Source organism: Pseudomonas sp. PDM13 (genome assembly GCF_025685765.1).
GTDB classification, from domain to species: domain Bacteria; phylum Pseudomonadota; class Gammaproteobacteria; order Pseudomonadales; family Pseudomonadaceae; genus Metapseudomonas; species Metapseudomonas solani.
In genome coordinates, this window is sequence record NZ_JAOTQU010000016.1 from 110,543 (window position 1) to 125,844 (window position 15,302).

The window sequence follows — 15,302 nt, forward strand, 5'->3', positions numbered from 1 at the left end:
GAAATGCCGGCATCGCTCAAGACCGCTCCAGTGCGGGCCGCACGCAGCGACCTGGGTGACCGCCTGTTCGTGGTGGGCGGCAAGCTGCTGCTCCTGGTGCTGCTGACCTTTGCCGTGCTGCTGCCCCTGGCGGCCATCTTCTGGCGCGGCTTCAGCGGTGAAGCCGGGCAGGGCGGTGGCCTGGTGGCGGCGCGTGAGCTGCTGGCCAGCGCCAACCTCCACTGGCTGCTGGGCAACAGCCTCAAGGTGTCCCTCAGCGTCGCCGCCATCGTGGTGCCGCTGGCTTATCTGTTCGCCTATGCGCTGCAACGCACGCTGATTCCGGCCAAGGGCCTGTGGCGGGGCATCTCCTTGCTGCCGCTGCTGGCACCGTCGATGCTGCCGGGCATCGCGCTGATCTATTTGTTCGGCAACCAGGGCCTGCTGCGCGGCTTGTTGCCGGACAATATCTACGGCTTCTGGGGCATCGTCCTCGGGCAGGCCATCTACACCTTCCCTCACGCGCTGATGATCCTGCTGTCGGCGCTGTCCCTGGCCGATGCACGCCTGTTCGACGCCGCCTCCAGCATGGGCGCCGGGCCCTGGAAGGCCTTCCGCAGCATCACCTGGCCGGCCACCCGCCAGGGCGTGTTCGCCGCCTTCTGCCTGGTGTTCACCCTGTGCATCACCGACTTCGGCGTGCCGGTGGTGGTGGGCGGCGACTACCAGGTGCTGGCGCTTGAGGCCTACAAGGCCGTGGTCGGCCAGCAGCAATTCGGCCGGGGCGCGCTGATCGGCATGATCCTGCTGCTGCCGGCGCTGCTCAGCTTCGGCGTCGATGCCTGGCTGCGCCGCGGCCAGGGCGACTCCATGAGCGGCCGCGCCCAGGTCTACCACCCGAAACCCTCGCGGCTGCGTGACGCCTGCTTCCTGGCCCTGGTGCTGCTGGTCTGCCTCGCCCTGCTGGCGGTGCTGGGCATGGCGGTGTACTCGTCGCTGGTGAAGTTCTGGCCCTACAACCTGTCGCTGTCCCTGCGTCACTACGCCTTCGAAGAGAGCGCCGGTGGCGGCTGGCTGGCTTATCGCAACAGCCTGACCATGGCCAGCTGCACCGCGCTGTTCGGCGGCGCGCTGATCTTCACCGGCGCCTACCTGATGGAGAAGACCCGCGGCCAGGTCGGCCTCAACCAGTTGCTGCGCATGCTCAGCTTCGTGCCCATGGCGGTGCCCGGGCTGGTGCTCGGCCTCGGCTACGTCTTCTTCTTCAACCTGCCGGCCAACCCGCTGCACGGCCTCTACGGCAGCATGGCGCTGCTGGTGGTCTGCTCCATCGCGCACTTCCTCACCACCGCGCAGATGACCGCCACCACCGCGCTGCGCCAGTTGGACGGTGAGTTCGAAGCCGCCGCCCTGTCGCTGAAGATGCCGCTGTACCGCCACTACCTGAAGGTGACGCTGCCCATCTGCCTGCCAGCATTGCTGGACATCGTCCGCTACCTGTTCGTTTCGGCCATGACCACCGTGTCCGCCGCGATCTTCCTCTACAGCCCGGACAGCGTGCTCGCCGCCGTCGCCGTGCTGAACATGGACGACGCCGGCAACGTCGGCGGCGCGGCCGCCATGTCCACCCTGATCCTGCTCACCTCAGCCGCTGTCTCGCTGCTGCTGGCCGGGGCCTCGCGCGGCTTGCTGCGCCGCTCCCAGGCCTGGCGCCAGACCGCGCCCGGCCACTGATCCACGGAGAACACCATGCATTACCAGACCCCCACCTACCTGCAGGCCGCCATCCTCGATTGGGCCGGCACCGTGGTCGACTTCGGCTCCTTCGCGCCGACGCGGATCTTCGTCGAGGCCTTCGCCAGCTTCGACGTGGAGATCAGCCTCGAGGAGGCACGCGGCCCGATGGGCATGGGCAAGTGGGACCACATCCGCACCCTGTGCGACGTGCCGGCCATCGCCGCACGCTTCGAGCGCCGCTTCGGCCACCTGCCGACGGATGAGGACGTGACCGCCCTCTACGAGCGCTTCATGCCCCTGCAGATCGCCAAGGTCGGCGAGCATTCGGCGCTGATCCCCGGCGCCCTGGAGGCCATCGCCGCTCTGCGCGCCAGGGGCCTGAAAATCGGCACCTGCTCCGGCTACCCCAAGGTGGTGATGGACAAGGTGGTGGAACTGGCCGCCGAAGCCGGCTACCGCCCGGACCACGTGGTCGCCACCGACGAAGTACCCAAGGGCCGCCCGAGCCCGGCCCAGGCGCTGGCCAACGTCATCGCCCTGGGGCTGGACGATGTCGCCGCCTGCGTAAAGGTGGACGACACCGAGCCGGGCATCCTCGAAGGCCGCAGCGCCGGCATGTGGACCGTGGCGTTGCGCTTCTCCGGAAACTTCCTCGGCCTCGATTACGCCGCCTACCAGGCCCTGCCGGCCGCGCGCCTGGCCGAGGAGCGCGCTCGCATCGACGCGTTGTTCGCCCCGAGCCGCCCGCACTACCTGATCGACACCATCGCCGACCTGCCGGGCGTGATCGACCTGATCAACGCACGCCTGGCGCAGGGCGAAACCCCCGCCAACGCATAACCACAGCAAGCCAAACCTGACCCCAGCACACCAACCAAGGAGCTCCACATGTTCAAGCGTCTCGCCCTCGCTGCCGCCGTCGTCGCCGGGTTCTCCCTGCAGGCCCAGGCCGCCACCGAGCTGACCGTCTACACCGCCCTGGAAGCCGAGCAGCTGAGTGCCTACAAGAAGGCGTTCGAAAAGGAAAACCCGGATATCGAGATCAAGTGGGTGCGTGATTCCACCGGCATCATCACCGCCAAGCTGCTGGCCGAGAAAGACCGTCCCCAGGCCGACGCCGTGTGGGGCCTGGCCGCTTCCAGCCTGGCCATCCTCGACCAGCAGGGCATGCTGGAGAAGTACGCGCCCAAGCACCTGGACGCCATCGGCGCAAACTACCGCGACGCCGCCAACCCGCCGGCCTGGGTGGGCATGGACGTGTGGGCCGCCACCATCTGCTTCAACACCGTCGAAGCCGAGAAGCTGGGCCTGGAAAAACCGGTGAGCTGGCAGGACCTGACCAAGCCGGAATACAAGGGCAAGATCGTGATGCCGAACCCGGCGTCCTCGGGCACCGGCTTCCTCGACGTCAGCGCCTGGCTGCAGACCTTCGGCGAGAAGCAGGGCTGGCAGTACATGGATGACCTGCACCAGAACATCGGCCAGTACGTCCATTCCGGCTCCAAGCCGTGCAAGCTGGCCGCCGCTGGCGAGTTCCCCATCGGCATCTCCTTCGAATACCCGGCCGTACAGCTGAAGCGCCAGGGCGCGCCGCTGGACATCGTCCTGCCGAAGGAAGGCCTGGGCTGGGAAATCGAAGCCACCGGCGTGATCAAGGGCACCCAGCACGCCGACGCCGCCAAGAAGCTCGCCGACTTCTCCGCCAGCCCTGCCGCCATGGAGCTGTACAAGGAGAACTTCGCCGTTCTCGCCCAGCCGGGCATCGCCAAGCCGCAGACCGAACTGCCCGCCGACTACGAGCAGCGCCTGATCAAGAACGACTTCGCCTGGGCGTCGAAGAACCGCGACAGCATCCTGGCCGAGTGGCGCAAGCGTTACGACGGCAAGTCCGAAAAGCTTCCTCAGTAAGAGCCAGCCCAAAGGCTGCTGCGCGTCGGATCTGCTGCGTTGAAAACAGGCTCAGACGGCCGGCTTGCCTGCCGAACGCCCGCAAGGGCGGCCCGGAGGGCGAGCGGAGTGAGTCATGCTCATTTACCGCTCGTAGACTGCGCTTCTTCGCCTGTTTTCGCCTTGCATATCTCTAGCTCGCGAGCCTTTGAGCGGGCTCGATGGACGCTGTAAAAGAACCCTCATGCCCTCCCTGGGGGAGGGCATGAGGGAACCGGTAACACCTGATTCATAGGATTCCCGCAATGCCCATCCAAGACACCGATATCGCCATCGTCGGCGCTGGCATCCTCGGCCTTTCCCACGCCTATGCCGCCGCCCGCCGTGGCCTCAAGGTCAGCGTGTTCGAGCGCAGCGACCGGCCCCTGGGCGCCTCGGTGCGCAACTTCGGCCAGGCCCTGATCACCGGCCAGGCCCCCGGTCCCATGTTCGCCCTGGCCCGTGAGGCGCGGGCCCTCTGGGCCGAGCTGGCTGAAGTGGCCGGCTTCCATATCCGCCGCAACGGCTCCCTGCTGTTCGCCCGCACCGAAGCGGAAGAGGAACTGTTGGAGGCCTTTTGCGCCACCCGCGCCATCGAGCACGGCTACCGCGTCGAGCTGCTGCGTGGCGAGCGCCTGCACGACCTCTACCAGGGCCAGTTCAGCCACCACCGCGTGGCCCTGCACGGCCTGGACGACCAGCAGCTGTATTCCCGCGAAGCCATTCCGGCGCTGGTGAACTACCTGCGTGACGAGCTGGGCGTGACCTTCCACTTCTCCACCCTGGTGCGCGACGTCGAACAGAACCGCGTGCACACCAGCGCCGGCAGCTGCCGCGCCGAGCAGATCATCGTCTGCTCCGGTCACGACTACCTGACCTTGCTGGCCGAGCAGATCGCCCCGCTGCAGCCCAGCGTTTGCCGCCTGCAGATGCTCCGCGCGCGCCCGGCGGTGGACATCGGCCTGCAGCACGCCGTGCTCACCGGCCTCAGCTGCGTGCACTACGGCGCCTTCTCCGACCTGCCGGAAGCCGAAGCCATCCGTGGCCAGATCGAGCAGTACACCCCCGAGTTGGAGCAGCACGGCATCCACCTGCTGGTCAGTCCCACACCCTATGGCGAGCTGATCATCGGCGACTCCCACGACTACGGCCGCGACGCCTCGCCCTTCAACGCCGAGGCCGTGGACAACCTGATGCTCGACCTCGCCGAACACACCCTCGGCACCCGCCTGCAGGTGCTGGAGCGCTGGCAGGGCGTCTACGGCGCCCGCGGCCCCGGCCCGTTCTCGGTGCTCAAGGCCATCCCCGGTGTCACCGCCGTGCTGATGCACACCGGCCTCGGCATGAGCATCGGCCCGGCCCTGGGCGAGCGCACGGTGGCGTCGTTGTTGGGGTGACCCTGCACGCCGGCTTGGTAGGAGCGAGCTCTGCTCGCGAAGCTCTGCGTGGGGCTGGTGGGCTGAAGCGGAGCGCCGCCCGGCCCACCCTACGGTCGCTCTACAGTCACCCCCGCAGTCGCTTCAGCTTTCCTTAGAAGCGCACCTCATCGGTCTTCACCAATCGGGCAAACGGCCCCGACAATGTCAGGTTGTGATGGCGGATGATCGCGGCGGCGTCCAGCGCGGGGGTGTCCATGCAGCTGTGGGCGTCTTCCGCCAGCACCACGCGGTAGCCCAGGTCGGCGGCGGCGCGGCAGGTGCTGTCGACGCAGTACTGGGTCTTCATGCCCGCGACCACCAGCTCGCCGATGGCGGCATCGCGCAGCCAGTCGTCCAGACGGGTGCCGGAGAAGCAGCTGGGGCGGTTCTTGTCGAAGACGCGGTCATGCGCCGGGTCGATTTCCAGGCGCGGGTGCAGCGCCCAGCCCTTGCTGCCCGGTGCCGCCGGCGAGCCTTCCGGCCCGGCGAAGCGTGCGGCGAAGATCGGCGCACCGGCAGCGCGGGCACGGGCGATCAACTGGTTGATCCGGGTCAGCAGCAGCTCGGCCTGCCAGGGCTTGTCCGGTCCTTCATAGAGCGCCACCTGCATGTCGATGATCAGCAGGGCGGATTTGCGCGGGTCGTGCATGGCATTTCTCCTTGAATGCCAGCGCCACCGGGGCAAAAGAAAAGGCCCCGTCCATCGCTGGCGGGGCCTTTGGGGTTCCTTGCGCTATCCGCTACGCACACCCACTCGCCCCGCACATGGCGGTGGTAGTGGTGGTGGCGGTACGGCGTGCGGATGCGTTCATGGCGTCGATAGTGCTGGGGGGCTTGTGCGGCTGTCAATCGGCGCCGACAACTCTCAGCAAGGGGGCCGCCGCAGAGCTGCGGGCCGGTACCTGCAAGCCCTTCTCATGCTCGGCCAGGACCTTCTTGACGATGTCCATCACCTCGACGTTGGAGTCTTCCATCAGCGCCAGCTGCTCGAGGGTGGTGTCGAGCCGGCCCTGGGCGAAGGCGTCGATGGCGGCGGCGCCGGCGTGGTGCACGCGCTCGTGGGGGCGTTCGATCAGGCGGAACTGGAGGTTGCCGCGCAGTGCGGCGTTGCCGTCGCCGTAGTACCAGCGGCCGAAGGGGCATTGTTCCTCGGTCGGCAGCACGCTGGCGTCCGGTTCGCCGCTGAGGATGGCGTCGTAGACCGAGGCCTTGAGCGAGAGCTCGGCGAGGTTGGCCAGTTCGATGCCGGCGCGGAAGAAGGATTGGCCGATCTCGTGGTGCATGCGCTGGGCCTGGCCGTGGACTTCGAGCATGGCGCCGCTGGCTTCGGTGGTCATGGCGTGGAAGTGGTTGGCGCTGTCGACATGGAGGCGGATCTCGTCCTGGGCGGTGTGGATCACCGCCTGGATGTCCGCCGTTTCGCGGACGATGTCCTGGGTGGCGCTGGCGGTTTTCTCGGCCAGGTCGCGGATCTCTCCGGCGACCACGGCGAAGCCGCGACCGGATTCGCCGGCGCGGGCCGCTTCGATGGCGGCGTTGAGGGCCAGCAGGTTGGTCTGGCTGGCGATGCTGCCGATGAGGCCGACGATGCGGTCGATCTCGCCAGCGCGCTGCACCAGTTCCGAGATGCGCTGGTTGAGGGTGGCCAGGCCGTTTTCCATGCGCTGGGATTGCTCCTGCAGCACGCCGAACTTGAGCTTGTTGTGGATGGCTGCGCTGGCGACGTCCTGGGCGCGCTGGTGGTTGTCGTCCAGGCGCGCGTTGAGGTAGCTGAAGGAGTCGCCCACATGGCCGATGGAGCGGCCGAATTTCAGCAGGTTGCCGGCCAGGCCCTTGTAGAACGCGAGGTCCGTTTGCAGCCGGGTGTCGTCGCGGCTGGCCTGGAGTGCATCACGCAGTTGCGCGGCTTCGTGCTCTGCGGCGTCGAGGCGGGCGAGGAGGGCCTGGTTCTGCTGTTGCAGCCGCTGGTGGCGGCCGGCACTGACGAAAAGCATGTCTCACCTCCGGTGAGCGAGTGGAATTGCCTTTACCAGTCAGTTTTCGTGCCAGCGCCCGGGGCCCGTAGTCACTGGGCTGCAGGCGGGTGCGGTCATATCGACCTGTTGTCGGGATGACTCGAATGCTGTCGCATTGACAGCATGCGTGCTTCAGGCGATGCGCAGGAGGATGTCGCGCACGCGGTCCAGGGCCGGGTCGATGTCCAGGGTTTCGATGGCGCCGAAACCCAGCAGCAGGCCGGCCTGGGGGGCTTGCTGGTGATAGAAGGGTGCCAGCGGGTAGAGCCCCACCTCGACCTTGCGCGCCTGCTCCATCAGCAGCGGCAGGTCGATCGGCACCTTGCACAGCAGCGCCATGTGCGCCCCGGCCACCGCCGGCACGGCTGCAAACCAGGGCGCGAGATCCCCCGAGACCCGCGCCAGGATGCGTTCGCGACGGCTGCTGTAGACGGCGTGGCAGCGACGGATGTGCTTGTGCAGCGAGCCTTCGTCGATGAACTTGGCCAGCGCCCATTGGGGCAGGGTGGAGCTGTGCCAGTCGGTGATCTGCTTGACCTTGATCAGCGGCTCCAGCAGCACGTCGGGGAGGATGGCGTAACCCAGGCGCAGCTCCGGCAGCAGGGTCTTGGAGAAGGTGCCGACATAGGCCACCACGCCGTGCTCGTCCATGCTTTGCAGGGAATCGGTGGGGCGCCCTTCGTAGCGGAACTCGCTGTCGTAGTCGTCTTCGATGACGATGGCGCCGAGTTCGCGTGCCCGCTGCAGCAGCGCTTCGCGTCGTGCCGGGCTCATGGGCATGCCCAGGGGGAACTGGTGCGAGGGGGTGACGTAGATCAGCCGCGTGCCATCGGGAATGGCGTCCACGCGCATGCCTTCGGCGTCCACCGGGATGCTCGCCACCTGGGCGCCCTGGATGCCGAACAGCAGGCGCGCCGGGGTGTAGCCGGGGTCTTCCATGGCGACGACGCTGCCGGGTTGCAGCATGACCCGGGCGAGCAGGTCCAGGGCCTGCTGGGCGCCGCTGCAGACGATCACATCATCCCCCGTGCAACGCACCCCACGGGCGAAGCTGATGTGCCGGGCGATGGCCTGGCGTAGCGCTTCCACACCCTCCGGCTGCCCATAGAAACCTCGGGCGGACGCCATCTGTCGCAGGGCGTGCTGGGTGCAGCGGCGCCAGTCGTCATGGGGGAACTGGCTGCGTGCGGTGGCGCCGCCGATGAAGTCGTAGCGCAGGGTGCCTTCCAGGGTCGGGTGGCGGAAGGGGATGGGGACGTCCTGCCAGTGGCGGATGAAGTCCGCTTCGGCCAGTTCCGAGGCGAAGCGGCTGCGCACCCGGGTTGCCGCCCGGGCGTTGACGAAGGTGCCGCTGCCGATGCGGCCCACCAGGTAGTCCTCGTAGGTGAGCTGGGCGTAGGTGTCGGCCACCGTCTTGCGCGAGATGCCCAGTTGCTCGGCCAGCAGGCGGCTCGGTGGCAGCCGGGCGCCGCTCGCGAGGCGGCCGTCCTCGATGGCGTCGCGCAACTGGCGGTAGAGCTGCTGGGCGAGGTCCTTGCGGCCATTGATGACGATGTGCAGTTCCATGGTGACTCCGGCGGGTGGTGGCGGGAGATTACCGATGGGGCGGGGTGGAGAGAAGGCTTTCGCCGCATACGTTTCGTCGGGCCGGGCGGCCAGGTGGCGGGCCTGCGCTAAGGTGAAGGTCCGCATGCCCGTCGGGCATCCACCTGCGAGGAAGTGGCCGTTGCACCCAGGCGGCCGCTCCGCCAATGGAGGTACAGCCATGAACAGCAGCAACCAGGTCACCCATCGCGATCACATCATCACCGCGCACCTGATCGAGCACCCGGGCATTCCCACGCCCTGGGCCGGCGGGCTGCACATCACCGCGCCCGATGGCAGCCGTACCCGGCGCATCCCGCTGCCCGCCAACTCCGCGTTCCTCGCCGAGGAAGACAGCGCCCGGCGGGCCTCCCTGGCCCACGGTCGCTGGCTGGTGGACCAGAGCCTCGACCACGGCCACAAACCCGTGTGACCCCTGCGGCGCCGTCGCTTTCCGGCGGCGCCGCGCTCCGCTCGTCCAGCACTCTGAACCCCGCATGCACCTGGCCAGTCGTTACTACAACCCCATAGAGCCAGGAGAACACCATGGTCGCTTTCGAACCGCAGTCCCGCGAAAACGCTGCCCGCCCCCATAACGTCGAGGGCTGGGAACGCTTCCTGTGCATCGCCGGTGGCTTGGTGATGGTCGGTACCGGCTTGCGCCAGGGTGGCCTGGTGGGCTGGCTGCGCGCCGGCACCGGGGGCGTGGTGCTCGCCCGTGGCCTCACGGGGCAGTGCCCGGCGAAACGGGTGATCGCCGAACGCCGCGACGAGATCGAAGCGCTCAAGGCGCGCATCGAAGAGGCCGCCGCCAAGCTGGCCGAGCTGCATCGCAACGCCTGAGTCGCCCCATCGCGAATGAATTCGCTCCCACGGGTTGAGGCACAGCCCGTAGGAGCGAGCTCTGCTCGCGAAGCGCTTGTGCGGTGCTGGTGGGCTGAAGCCCACCCTACGACTGTACAACCTTCCCTGTCTCGGATCTCGTTGGTGCACGCCTGTAGGGTGGATGACGCTTTTTTCATCCACCAAGGGTGCCCGGCATGGAACCGATGGGTGGACCGATGGAGCGTGGTCCACGGCGGTGCTGCGCACCGCTGGGCGAATGAAGTCGCCCCTACAGAGCCTTCCCTGTCTCGGATCTCGTTGGTGCACGCCTGTAGGGCGGATGACGCTTTTTCCATCCACCAGGGATGCACGGCATGGCACCGCTGGGCGACTGAAGTCGCCCCTACACACATTGCCGTTCTACGCCTCCTGCGGGTTTTGGGCCGGGGGCGTGTCGTCGTCCGGTTCGTGGATGCGGTACCAGGCGACGTAGAGGGCGGGGAGGAAGAACAGGGTGAGCAGGGTGGCGATGATGATGCCGCCGATCATGGCGAAGGCCATGGGGCCCCAGAACACTTCGCGGGCGATGGGCAGCATGCCCAGGCTAGCGGCAGCGGCGGTGAGGAGGATGGGCCGGGTGCGGTGGTGGGTGGCTTCGATCACCGCGTCCCAGGGGTTGGCGCCCTCGCGCTCGAATTCGTCGATCTGGGTCACCAGGATCACCGAGTTGCGGATGATGATGCCGATCAGCGCCAGTACTCCGAGGATGGCCACGAAGCCCAGCGGCGTGCCGGTGGGCAGTAGCGCGAGCACCACGCCGATCAGCCCCAGGGGCGCCACGCTGGCCACCAGGAACATCTTCTGCACGCTTTGCAGCTGGATCATCAGGAAGGTGGCCATGAGGAACAGCATCAGCGGCACCACCTGGCCGATGGGGCCCTGGGCCTTGCCGCTTTCCTCCACCGTGCCGCCGGGGGTGATGCGGTAGGAGGCGGGCAGCTTGGCGGCGAAGTCGTCCACCTCGGGCTTGAGCCTGGCCATCAGGTCGGTGGGCTGGATCTCGCCGTGGACGCTGGCCTTGAGGGTGATGGTGGGCTTGCGGTCGCGGCGCCACACCAGCGGCTGCTCCAGTTCGTAGCCCACGGTGGCGAAGGCCTTGAGCGGGATGGAGGTGCCGTTGGGGGTGACGATCTGCAGGTTTTCCAGGGTCTCCGGCGAGTTGCGTTCGCCCTCGGCGGAGCGGCCCACCAGGTTGACCAGGTAGATGCTGTCACGCACCTGGGTGATGGTGGCGCCGGTGACCACGCCGTTCATCATCTGCGCCACATCCTCGGAGGAGAGGCCCAGCTGGCGTGCCTTGTCCTGGGCGATGTCGATCTTCAGCACGCGCCCGGGCTCGTTCCAGTCGTAGATCATCTCGCCGACGTTGGGGTTGGCGTCCAGCCGCGCGGCCAGCTCCATGGCGTAGTCGCGCACCTTGTCGATGTCCGGGCCGCTGACCCGGTACTGGATCGGCCGGCCCACCGGCGGGCCCATCTCCAGGGGCTGCACGTAGCCGCTGATGCCGACGAACTCGTCGCGTAGGCGCTGCTTGAGGCGGGCGGACAGGCGCTGCCGGGCGTCCATGTCCTTGGCGACTATCACCAGCTGGCCGTAGTAGGGGTTCTGCAGTTGCTGGTCGAGGGGCAGGTAGAAGCGCACTGCGCCTTCGCCGATGTAGGAGCTCCAGCGCTGGATGTCGTCATCGCCCTTGAGCTTGGCTTCGAAGCGGTCCATCACCGCGCGGGTCTCGGCGATGCTGCTGTTCTGCGGCAGGTTCAGGTCCACCAGCAGCTCGGGGCGGTCGGAGGAGGGGAAGAACTGCTGCTGGACGAACTGCATGAGGAACAGCGAGCCGCCGAACAGCGCCACGGTGAGCAGGATGGTGGCCCAGCGGTGCCCCATTGCCAGGCGCAGGCCGCGGTCCATGAAGCGGGTCATGCGGCCTTTCTTCTCTTCCTTGTGCTTGAGCGTGGCAGGCAGCACGTGCACGGCGATCACCGGCGCGAAGAGCACCGCGACTATCCACGACAGCAACAGGGCGACGGCGATCACCGCGAACAGGGTGAAGGTGTATTCCCCCGCCGAACTGGCGTTGAGGCCGATGGGCACGAAGCCGGCCACGGTGACCAGGGTCCCGGTGAGCATGGGGAAGGCGGTGGAGGTGTAGGCATAGGTGGCGGCGTCGTGCCGCGAGTCGCCCAGCTCCAGGCGGGTGACCATCATTTCGACTGTGATCATGGCGTCGTCCACCAGCAGGCCGAGGGCGATGATCAGGGCGCCGAGGGAAATGCGCTGCATGGTGATGCCGCTGTACTCCATGAACACGAAGACCAGGGCCAGCACCAGGGGAATCGAGCAGGCCACCACCAGGCCGGCGCGCACGCCGAGGCTGATGAAGCTCACCACCAGGACGATGATCACCGCCTCGAATAGCGCGCTGGTGAAGCCGCCGATGGCTTTCTCCACCACCTCGGCCTGGTTCGACACCTGGTGCACGCCAACGCCGATGGGCAGCTCGTTGGTCACTTCCTGCATGCGCGCATGCAGCGCCGCGCCGAAGGTCTGGATATTGCCGCCGTCGCGCATGGCCACGGCCAGGCCGATGGCCGGCTCGCCGTTGAAGCGGAACAGCGAGGTGGGCGGGTCCTGGTAGCTGCGCTGGATGCTGGCCAGGTCGGCGAGGCGGTAGAAGCGGTCGTTGATGCGCAGGTTCACCGCCTCCAGGTCCGCCTGGGAGCGGAATTCGCCGGAGGTGCGCACCGAAATGCGCTCGGCGCCGGCTTCGATCACCCCCGAGGGCGTGACGCTGTTCTGAGCCTGCAGGCTCTGCATCACCTGGCGCTGGTCGAGGCCCAGGGCGGCCAGCTTGCGGGTGGAGAAGTTGAGGTAGAACACCTCGTCCTGCTCGCCGATCAGCTGCACCTTGCCCAGGTCCTTGACGCTGCGGATGTCCAGGCGCACGCGCTCGACGTAGTCGCGCAACTGGCGGTAGCTGAGGCCGTCGCCGGTGAAGGCGTAGAGGCTGCCGTAGACGTCACCGAACTCGTCGTTGAATGCCGGGCCCTGCAGGCCCTGGGGAAATTCGCCGCGGATGTCGTCGATCTTCTTGCGCACCTGGTACCAGATGTCGGGGATCTCGGTGCCGTCGGTGGTGTCCTTGAGGTAGACGAAGACGGTGGACTCACCCGGGCGCGTGTAGCTCTTCACGTAGTCGAGGCTGTCCAGCTCCTCCAGCTTCTTCTCGATGCGGTCGGTGACCTGTTCCAGGGTGTCGTTGACCGTGGCGCCGGGCCAGCGGGTCTGGATGACCATGGTCTTGATGGTGAAGGCCGGGTCTTCCTCGCGGCCCAGCTCGAAGTAGGAGAACACCCCCATCACCAGCGCCACGGCCATCAGGTACCAGGCGAAGGACTGGTGCCGCAGCGCCCATTCCGAGAGGTTGAAGCCGCCCTTGGCATCACTCATGGCCGATCCCCTTCATCCAGTTTCACCGCTTGGCCTTCCTTGAGGCTGTTGACCCCGGCGCTGACCACCCGCTCGCCGTCGGCGAGGCCCTTGCCTATGAGCACGCGATCGCCTTCGCGGCGCAGCACCTGCACCTCGCGGCGGTGCACCACGGCGGCTTTCTCGTCCACCACCCAGACCTGCCCACGATCCTCCGGGGCGCCGGGCTCGGCGCGCACCAGCACGCTGGCGGGCAGGCTGACGCGGGGTGCCACGGGGCTGCTCAGCTCCACCCGCACCGTGGTGCCGAGGCGGAAGCTTTCCGGGGTCTGCTCCAGGCTCAGGCGCACTCGGCGGGTCCGGGTGGCGGCGTCGGCCTGGGGCGCCATTTCGCGGATGTGGCCGGTGGTGCTGGCCTCACCCTGCAATTGGGCGACCACGGTGAAGCGGGCATCTTCGGGGACGGCCCCGGCGAGGTCGTCCGGCAGGTCGAACACCGCTTCGCGCACTTCCGGGCGAGCCAGGGTCACCACCTCCTGGCCGGCGGCGACCACCTGGCCGGCCTCGGCGCGCCAGGCGGTGACCACGCCGTCGAAGTCGGTGGTCAGGCGGGTGTAGGCGAGCTGGTCGCTGGCCTGTTGCTCTGCGGCGCGGGCCTGGTCGAGGCTGGCGCGGGTGGTCTTCAGGCGGGTGCGGGCCGCGTCGAGGTTGGCCTTGGCGCCAACGCCCCGGGTGAACAGCTCCTCCTGGCGGCGGGCGTCGGCCTGGGCGTCTATCCACTGCGCTTCGGCGCTGGCGCGATCGCCTTCGCTGGCACGCAGGCGGTTCTGCTGGTCGGTGGGGTCGAGGGTGGCGAGCAGGGCGCCCTCGGCCACCTTGTCGCCGACATCCACCGCGCGGGAGGCGATACGCCCGTTGGTGCGGAAGCCCAGGGTGGTTTCGTAGCGCGCCTGGATGGTGCCGGCGAAGTGGCCGACGCTCTGCTGGTGCTGGCTCTGCACCACCAGGCTGAGCACCGGGCGGGGCGGGGGTGGTGGCTGTTCCTTCTCGCCACAGCCGGCGAGGAGCAGGGCGGCCAGGGGCAGCAGGCAGGCGCGGCGGGTGGCGTCATTCATGGGGCACGCTCCCTTCGACCTGGGGCTGTGGCGCGGCCTGGTCCTCACGCACGGCGGCGGCCTTGTCGGGCTCTGCCGCCTGTTCGGCCCGGGCGATTTCCACGCGCTGGCCGGGGTGCAGCAGCTGGCCGCCGGCGATCACCACCTTCTGGCCCGCCTCCAGGCCCTTGCCCACCAGCACCTTGCCGCTGGCGTAGCGCACCGCGCCGACCTTGTGCAGCGATACCCGCTGCTGCGCATCCACCAGCCACACCGCCGGCTGGCGCCCGGACTTGGACAGCGCCGACCAGGGCAGCACCACGCCGTCGCCGCTGCGGGGCCTGAGCAGTGTGGTGACCACGGCGCCGAGGTTCATCTGCGGCGGCACCTGCTCCAGCGCCACCTTGACCTTGAGGGTGCCGCTCTGCGGATCGATGGTGGGGGTGATTTCGCGCACCTGGCCCTTGGCGCTGATGTCCGGCTGGCCGAGGAGGGCGACGACCACGTCCTGGCTCTCCAGCTGCTGATCGAACAGTGATTCGTAGACGTTGAACACCGCATCGCGTTCGCCTTCACGGGCCAGGGTGAAGATCGGCACCGTGGCCTGCACCACCTGGCCGACCTCCGCGTGGCGGGTGGTGATCACCCCATCGGCGGAGGCCTTGAGCTCGGTGTAGGCCAGCATGTCGCGGGCGTTGGCGGCCTGGGCTTCGGCCGCTTCCAGGGCGCTGCGGGTGGCGCGCAGCTGCGCCTGGGCCTGGTCGAATTCGCTTTGGCTGGTGTAGCCCTTGGGCAGCAGCTTGCGTTGCCGCTCGAAGTTCAGTTCGGCCTCCTTGAGCTGGGCGCGCTGGGCTTCCACGGCGGCATTGGCGGTGTCGAGGTTGCTGCGCTGCTCCTGCGGGTCGAGGCGCGCCAGCACTTGCTGGGCCTTGACCTGATCGCCCACGTCCGCCAGGCGCTCGATGATCTTGCCGCCGACACGAAAGGCCTGTTGCGCTTCGACGCGGGCCTGGATGTCGCCGGTGAGGCGCACCTCGGCGCTGAAGTCGGCGGCTTCGATGCTCTGCACCAGCACGCGCTGCACCGGCTTGGGCGCCTCGTGTTCCTGGCAGCCGGCAAGCAGCACGGCGGCCAGCAGAAGGCCGGGGGCCATGCGGGTATTCATCGGTGACGGGGTATGCGGCGGGATCATCCCTGGACCAAGCCTCCTGTTGCGAAAGCGACGTGAATGGCGCCGA

Annotated in this window: 12 protein-coding genes and 1 pseudogene; 6 read left to right on the top strand and 7 right to left on the bottom strand. The window is 68.0% G+C overall.

Going from position 1 to position 15,302, the window contains the following annotated elements:
- Positions 1–3 precede the first annotated feature (3 nt).
- The 4 genes from OEJ36_RS17480 (at position 4) to OEJ36_RS17495 (ending at position 5,039) form a co-directional block, all read left to right on the top strand.
- The gene (locus OEJ36_RS17480) at positions 4–1,713 is read left to right on the top strand and encodes a putative 2-aminoethylphosphonate ABC transporter permease subunit (RefSeq protein WP_263402587.1); all 1,710 of its coding nucleotides are present in this window, start codon (positions 4–6) and stop codon (positions 1,711–1,713) included.
- Between the two features lie 15 nt (positions 1,714–1,728).
- Complete coding sequence (gene phnX / locus OEJ36_RS17485; RefSeq protein ID WP_263402588.1) at positions 1,729–2,556, top strand: phosphonoacetaldehyde hydrolase; 828 nt, start codon at positions 1,729–1,731, stop codon at positions 2,554–2,556.
- Between the two features lie 48 nt (positions 2,557–2,604).
- On the top strand, positions 2,605–3,624 hold the full coding sequence (locus OEJ36_RS17490; protein ID WP_263402589.1) for a putative 2-aminoethylphosphonate ABC transporter substrate-binding protein: 1,020 nt from the start codon (positions 2,605–2,607) through the stop codon (positions 3,622–3,624).
- Positions 3,625–3,908: 284 nt separating this feature from the next.
- The gene (locus OEJ36_RS17495; RefSeq protein ID WP_263402590.1) at positions 3,909–5,039 is read left to right on the top strand and encodes a TIGR03364 family FAD-dependent oxidoreductase; all 1,131 of its coding nucleotides are present in this window, start codon (positions 3,909–3,911) and stop codon (positions 5,037–5,039) included.
- Positions 5,040–5,172: 133 nt separating this feature from the next.
- Here OEJ36_RS17495 and OEJ36_RS17500 read toward each other — a convergent pair whose 3' ends face one another.
- The 4 genes and pseudogenes from OEJ36_RS17500 to OEJ36_RS17515 all read right to left on the bottom strand — a co-directional run bounded on the left by OEJ36_RS17500 (position 5,173) and on the right by OEJ36_RS17515 (position 8,641).
- Complete coding sequence (locus OEJ36_RS17500; RefSeq protein WP_263402591.1) at positions 5,173–5,709, bottom strand: cysteine hydrolase family protein; 537 nt, start codon at positions 5,707–5,709, stop codon at positions 5,173–5,175.
- 196 nt (positions 5,710–5,905) lie between these two features.
- Positions 5,906–6,397 carry a CZB domain-containing protein gene (locus tag OEJ36_RS30675; protein WP_411861026.1) on the bottom strand — a complete coding sequence of 164 codons (492 nt, stop codon included), beginning with the start codon at positions 6,395–6,397 and terminating at the stop codon, positions 5,906–5,908.
- A pseudogene (locus OEJ36_RS30680) lies at positions 6,386–7,054 on the bottom strand (methyl-accepting chemotaxis protein); the annotation flags it as partial. The pseudogene OEJ36_RS30680 and the gene OEJ36_RS30675, both read right to left, overlap by 12 nt.
- Before the next feature lie 153 nt (positions 7,055–7,207).
- Positions 7,208–8,641 (bottom strand): PLP-dependent aminotransferase family protein, encoded by a 1,434-nt coding sequence (locus OEJ36_RS17515; RefSeq protein ID WP_263402592.1) that lies wholly within the window; start codon positions 8,639–8,641, stop codon positions 7,208–7,210.
- Between the two features lie 199 nt (positions 8,642–8,840).
- On the opposite strand from OEJ36_RS17515, the gene OEJ36_RS17520 reads away from it, so the two are divergent.
- On the top strand, positions 8,841–9,092 hold the full coding sequence (locus OEJ36_RS17520; RefSeq protein ID WP_263402593.1) for a hypothetical protein: 252 nt from the start codon (positions 8,841–8,843) through the stop codon (positions 9,090–9,092).
- 113 nt (positions 9,093–9,205) lie between these two features.
- On the top strand, positions 9,206–9,502 hold the full coding sequence (locus OEJ36_RS17525) for a DUF2892 domain-containing protein (protein WP_021221848.1): 297 nt from the start codon (positions 9,206–9,208) through the stop codon (positions 9,500–9,502).
- 402 nt (positions 9,503–9,904) lie between these two features.
- Here the strand turns inward: OEJ36_RS17525 and OEJ36_RS17530 are convergent, their stop codons facing one another.
- Genes OEJ36_RS17530 through OEJ36_RS17540 form a run of 3 tightly spaced genes read right to left on the bottom strand, consistent with a single transcriptional unit; the run spans position 9,905 to position 15,229 of the window.
- Positions 9,905–12,991, bottom strand: coding sequence for an efflux RND transporter permease subunit (locus OEJ36_RS17530; protein WP_263402594.1), 3,087 nt, complete (start codon positions 12,989–12,991; stop codon positions 9,905–9,907).
- Positions 12,988–14,085 (bottom strand): efflux RND transporter periplasmic adaptor subunit, encoded by a 1,098-nt coding sequence (locus OEJ36_RS17535; RefSeq protein ID WP_263402595.1) that lies wholly within the window; start codon positions 14,083–14,085, stop codon positions 12,988–12,990. Before OEJ36_RS17535 ends, OEJ36_RS17530 begins: the two co-directional genes overlap by 4 nt.
- Positions 14,078–15,229 carry an efflux RND transporter periplasmic adaptor subunit gene (locus OEJ36_RS17540; RefSeq protein ID WP_316925240.1) on the bottom strand — a complete coding sequence of 384 codons (1,152 nt, stop codon included), beginning with the start codon at positions 15,227–15,229 and terminating at the stop codon, positions 14,078–14,080. Before OEJ36_RS17540 ends, OEJ36_RS17535 begins: the two co-directional genes overlap by 8 nt.
- Positions 15,230–15,302: the final 73 nt, after the last annotated feature.